The following is a 5,689-nucleotide window of genomic DNA, read 5'->3' on the forward strand; positions in this document are numbered from 1 at the left end:
TCTCACTAGCGCGGCGGAGCCGTCTCCGTGGCAGGCAACTGCCCGCCCACGTCAGATGCCCGCAGCGATGTCCGTCCGGTGCTGGGCGCCGTCGAACGTCACGTCGGCCACGCCGACGTAGGCCGCCGCACGAGCATCGGCGACGCTCGAGCCGGTCGCGATCACGGCGAGGACCCGCCCCCCGGCCGTGACCAGGTCGTCACCCTGCATCGCGGTGCCGGCGTGGATGACGTGGACGGCCTCATGGGCCTCGGCCGCGTCCAGACCCGTGATGACGTCGCCGCTGGAGGAGGTCTCGGGATAGCCGGCGCTGGCCAGCACGACCGCGACGGCGGCGCCGGCCTTCCACTGCGGGAACGGCACCTCGGCCAGCGTCCCGGTCGCCGCGCCCATCAGCAGCGGCGAGAGTGGGGCGTCGAGCAGGGCCATCAGGGGCTGAGTCTCCGGGTCGCCGAAGCGGGCGTTGAACTCCACCACCCGGGTGCCGCGCGCCGTGAGTGCCAGCCCGGCGTAGAGCAGTCCGGCGAAGGGCGTGCCGCGCGAGGCCATCTCGTCGACGGTCGGCTGGAGGACGGTGGCGAGCACCTCGGCGACCAGGTCGGCGGGCGCCCACGGCAGTGGCGTGTAGGCCCCCATGCCGCCGGTGTTGGGGCCCTCGTCGCCGTCACCGATCCGCTTGAAGTCCTGCGCGGGCTGGAGCGGGTAGACCGTCGTGCCGTCGGTGATGGCGAAGAGCGAGACCTCGGGGCCGTCGAGGTACTCCTCGATGACGACCCGCTCGCACCCGGCGGCGTGGTCGGCGGCCTCCTGGCGGTCGAGCGTCACGACGACGCCCTTGCCGGCGGCGAGCCCGTCGTCCTTGACGACGTAGGGCGGGCCGAAGGTGTCCAGCGCGGTGGCGACCTGGTCGGCGTCGGTGCAGACGAACGCGCGTGCGGTCGGGACCCCGGCTGCCTCCATGACCTCCTTGGCGAACGCCTTGGAGCCCTCGAGCTGCGCGGCGGCACCGGAAGGTCCGAAGACCGCGATCCCGCGCGCGGTCACGGCGTCGGCGACCCCCGCGACCAGCGGAGCCTCAGGTCCGACGACCACCAGGTCGACGCCCAGCCGCTCGGCCAGGTCGGCCACGGCGGCACCGTCCATCTGGTCCACCTCGTGGAGCGTGGCCACCCCCGCGATGCCGGGGTTTCCGGGCGCCGCGTGGACCTCGGTGACGCCGGGGTCGAGGGAGAGCGCTCGAGCGAGGGCGTGCTCACGGCCGCCGGTACCGATGACGAGGGTCTTCACGGGCCGCCAGCCTAGTGCGCGGCGAGGATTGCGCAGCCCTCTGCCCGGGAAGGACCCCTCCATGCCCCACTTCCCTCGCGTCGGCGACCTCTTCGGCCGCTACCGCATCGACTCCCAGATCGGCCAGGGCGGCATGGGGGTCGTGTTCGGTGCCACCGACACCGACTTCGACCGTCAGGTCGCCCTCAAGGTCGTCTCCGCCTCGTTGGGCGGCTCTGCGGAGTTCCTCGCACGCTTCGAGCGCGAGGCCTCGCTCCTGGCCCGGCTCAACTCCCCGCACGTCATCGCGATCTTCGACTACGGCGAGCAGGACGGCTGCCCCTACATCGCCACGCAGTACGTCGGCGGCGGCGACCTCGGGGGCCTCATCGCCGCCCGCGGACCCATGCCGCCCGCGCTCGCGGCGACCGTCTGCGCCCAGGTCGCCGACGCCCTCGCCGACGCCCACCGCGCCGGCGTCGTCCATCGCGACGTCAAGCCCAGCAACGTGCTCCTGCGCGACGCCGACACGCTCGACCTGCACGCCTACCTGTGTGACTTCGGCATCGCGCGCACCGAGGCCGACGGCCTGACCGCACCAGGTGCCGTCTCCGGGACGTGGAGCTACCTCGCACCCGAGGTCGGGGCAGGTGCCGTCGGCACCCCCGCCTCGGACCTCTACGCCACCGGCTGCCTGCTCTGGGCCGCCCTGACCGGTCACGCGCCCTACGGTGGCTCGGACGTCGAGATCGCGATCGCCCACCAGCGCTCGCCGGTCCCCCAGCTCGCCGGGGACGACCCGTTCACCCGTCACGTCAATGCGATCCTCGCCAACACCCTGGCCAAGGACCCGCGCTCGCGCTACCGCGATGCCGACGCCCTGCGCGCCGACCTGCTCGCTGCCGCGGCCCTTCCCACCGCCGGGGTCCGGCCGACCTCGGCGCGCTCGGCAGCACCCACCCTCGCTCCCACGCCCATCCCGACGCCGGGCAGCGCACCCCCGACGGCCCCGCCGCCCGGCCACCACACGCGGGGCGCCCGCTCGTCACGGCGTCGTACGACGGCCCTCGTCGCGCTCTCCGCGCTCGCCGTCCTCGCCGTGACCGGCGGCATCGCTGCCGTGACCCTGCTCGGCGGGGACGACGACCCGAGCCCCACCGCCGGTGGTGGAACGACGGCGTCGGCCGACCCCACGGGCGGCATCTCCGCCGGATCCCCCACCGACCCGACCGGCCCGACCGGCCCGACCGGCCCGACCGACCCGACCGGCGCACCCGCGTCCACCGCCGAGGGCCCGGTCCGCGGGGACGTCGACGGCGACGGCTTCGCCGACCTCTCGATCCTGTCCCTCATCGCCCCCGAGCGCGGCGCGTCCTACTACGAGCGCACCACGTGGACCTCCGACGGCAGCGCCCTGGTCGACCCGGTCGTCGACCGTCCCGAGCGTCCGAAGGACCGCAGCGACACCCCGGTGATCGGGGACTTCGACGGTGACGACCTGCTCGAGGTCCTCGAGGTGTACACGACCACCGACGACGGGGTCGACCCGCGGCTCGTGGGTGAGCTGAGCGGGGGCGGCGCCGTGGACCAGGGCATCCGCAGACCTGGGGGCGGGACGTACAGCACCGCCTTCGCGGGTGACGTCGACGGCGACGGCACCGAGGACCTCCTGCTGGTCGCCTGGGGCAAGCCGCGCGGCATGACGGTCTCGGTGTCGCTCTCCGACGGCAGCCGCTTCGGCACACCCAGGCGCGCACTCGACCTGGTCCCCGGCTACAGCTTCGCGGAGGTCGAGGTGGGCGACTACGACGGCGACGGGTTGGCCGACGTCTCCGTGCTGACCACCCCTGACGTCGACTACCCCCAGCAGCACCGTTCGACCGCCCAGACCTATCTCGGCACGGGCGAGGGCACCTTCCGCGAGGACGGCCGGCCGAGGCGATTCGTGAGCGAGATCGGTCTCGAGGCGGTGACCGGCGACGTCGACGGCGACCAGGACGACGAGCTGGTGGTCGGGCTCAACAAGAGCGACTTCATCCAGCTCACCGTGCTCGACTACGCCGAGGGGATGGGCAAGGCGCGTGCCGTGGGTCTCCTGCCCCTGCCGACGAGCAACTACTTCGACAGCGCGATCGTCATGGGTGACTACGACGGCGACGGCAAGGACGACGTGCTGAGCGTCGGGCCCTCCGCCGCGAAGGGCAAGGCCCTGGTGCAGGTGGCGCAGTCCTCCGGCGACCAGTTCTCCAACGCGTCGCGCTGGGCGATCTGGGACTTCGAGCTCGAGGAGTCCTACGGCCCCTCCCTGCTCGGCGGGTCCTTCCCGTGACGTCGGGAGGAGTGCCCGTCGCGGGCGAGGTCATCGGCCACTACCGGATCGACGGCGTGCTCGGCGTCGGCGGCATGGGCATGGTGTTCGCCGCGACCGACCTGCGGCTCCAGCGGCCGGTGGCGCTGAAGGTGATGCTGGCCCACGGCTCGGACTCGCCGCTGTTCCTGAGCCGCTTCGAGCGCGAGGCCACGGTGCTCGCACGCCTCGACTCGCCGCACGTCATCTCGATCTTCGACCACGGCGAGCAGGACGGCCGGCCCTACCTCGTCACCCAGCACGCCGCCGGTGGCGACCTCGGCGCCCTGCTGCGCGACGGCGGCCCCCTCGCTCCCCCGCTCGCCTTCCGGGCCTGTGCCCAGGTCGCCGACGCCCTCACCGCAGCTCACGCAGTTGGCGTCACGCACCGCGACGTCAAGCCGGCCAACGTGCTGCTGCGCGACCGTCGTACGGACCGGTTGCACGTCTACCTCTGCGACTTCGGCGTCGCGCACACCGACAGCGGCTCCTCGGGGCTGACCACCGCGGGTGCCGTCGCCGGCACCTGGAACTACCTGGCCCCCGAGCGCGCAGCGGGCCAGCCGGGCGGTCCGCTGAGCGACGTCTACGCCGTCGGCTGCCTGCTCTTCGAGTGCCTCACCGGCCGGCCGCCCTACGCCGGGGCCGACGTCGAGGTCGCGATGGCGCACCTCCAGCAGCCGGTGCCGCAGCTGCCCGGCGAGGACGAGCTGACCCGCCGCGTCAACACCGTCCTGTCCAGGTCCCTGGCCAAGGACCCGGCCCACCGCTACCCCTCCGCCGCCGCGCTGCGCGACGACCTGCGTGGTCTCGGGGGCGGGCTCACCCCGTCCACCCCGGGCGCGCCGCCCCTCGTGCTGGCCCGTCGCCGAAGGCAGCGACGCCTCGCTGTCGGAGCCGCCCTCGCCGTGCTGCTCGCCACCGGCGGCACCGGCGCAGCCATCGCCCTGCGCGGTGGGGAGGACGGGCCCGCGGCGGGCGACCCGGGCACCTCCCCACCGGCCGGCACGGGCGGGACCGCGTCGCAGAGTCCTGCCACGCAGCCGGTCCCGGCTCCCCCGCAGGAGCCGGTCACGGGTGACCTGGACGGCGACGGGCTCGGCGACGTGATGACGGTCGGTGACGAGCAGGGCTGGGCGTTCTACTCCGAGGGTGCGTCCCTGGGCGGCCCACGTCCGCTGCGCCAGGTCCAGCGCCAGGCCACGGTGGGGGACGTCGACGGCGACGGCCTCCTCGACGTCGTCAACGTCGGGGGTGAGCACCCCACGCTCAGCATCACCGTCGACACGGCCGCGGGCGCGACATCGACCACGCTCATGCAGACCCCGGCCTTCGGGGACCTCTTCGACTCGATCCCCATGGTGGCCGACTTCGACGGCGACGGGCTCGACGACGTCGCGGTGGCGACCGCCGCGGCCGGACGTCTCGCCGTGACGGTGGCACGCGGCCAGGAGGACGGCTCCGTCAGCCTCGCCGAGCGTTGGCTGCTCACCGACACCCCCACCGGCGTGCTCGACGACCACGCCTTCGCCCTCGGCGACCTCACCGGTGACGGGCTGCCGGACCTGGTGCACGTGCTGGAGGTCGGCGACCGACCGCTGCGGCTGGAGGTCCTCGCCTCGACCGGGAAGCGGCTGCGCCCGTCGGGCACGCCGACGAAGGTGTCGCAGGACGACTACTCCTTCGCCGACTGGCGCGCGGGGGACTTCGACGGCGACGGCACCGACGAGCTGGCCGCCGTCGACGACGGCCCGTCGGTCACGGTGTGGTCCTGGGCCGACGCCAGGTTGACCGGCCGGACCTGGCTCGCCGAGCCCGAGGACTTCGACGAGGTCGGCTACCCCGACGATGTGAGCGTCAGCGACGTGGACGGCGACGGCGACGACGACCTGGTCGCCCACGTCCGCGAGCGCGGGCTGGTGATCCTCATGTCCACGACCAACGCCTTCAGCGTGAGCAGCGGCGATCCACGCCCGGTGTCCGAGGACAAGCGGAGCCAGGGGACGCTCGAGCGGATCTACTGGCCTCCCTACTGACGCCGAGTCGGCGCGATGTTGCATCGTCTGCAACATCGCG

3 protein-coding genes are annotated in these 5,689 nt (G+C 73.7%); 2 read left to right on the forward strand and 1 reads right to left on the reverse strand.

From position 1 onward, the window contains the following. Nucleotides 1-51: 51 nt before the first annotated feature. Entirely contained in the window at nt 52-1,287 is a 1,236-nt protein-coding gene (purD, locus tag RMN98_RS18390) for a phosphoribosylamine--glycine ligase (protein WP_309650270.1), read from the reverse strand. 61 nt (nt 1,288-1,348) lie between these two features. Between purD and RMN98_RS18395 the strand changes: the two genes are divergently transcribed. Further along, the gene (locus tag RMN98_RS18395; protein WP_309650271.1) at nt 1,349-3,595 is read left to right on the forward strand and encodes a protein kinase domain-containing protein; all 2,247 of its coding nucleotides are present in this window, start codon (nt 1,349-1,351) and stop codon (nt 3,593-3,595) included. Continuing rightward, the gene (locus RMN98_RS18400) at nt 3,592-5,649 is read left to right on the forward strand and encodes a serine/threonine-protein kinase (RefSeq protein ID WP_309650272.1); all 2,058 of its coding nucleotides are present in this window, start codon (nt 3,592-3,594) and stop codon (nt 5,647-5,649) included. The genes RMN98_RS18395 and RMN98_RS18400 overlap by 4 nt, the downstream gene beginning before the upstream one ends. The last annotated feature ends 40 nt before the right edge of the window (nt 5,650-5,689 follow it).

It is taken from the genome of Nocardioides sp. (assembly GCF_031397825.1).
GTDB lineage: Bacteria > Actinomycetota > Actinomycetes > Propionibacteriales > Nocardioidaceae > Nocardioides.

Excerpts from the sequence above, each read along its gene's own strand:
- RMN98_RS18395 (WP_309650271.1), top strand. The coding sequence starts at position 1,349 with ATGCCCCACTTCCCTCGCGTCGGCGACCTCTTCGGCCGCTACCGCATC.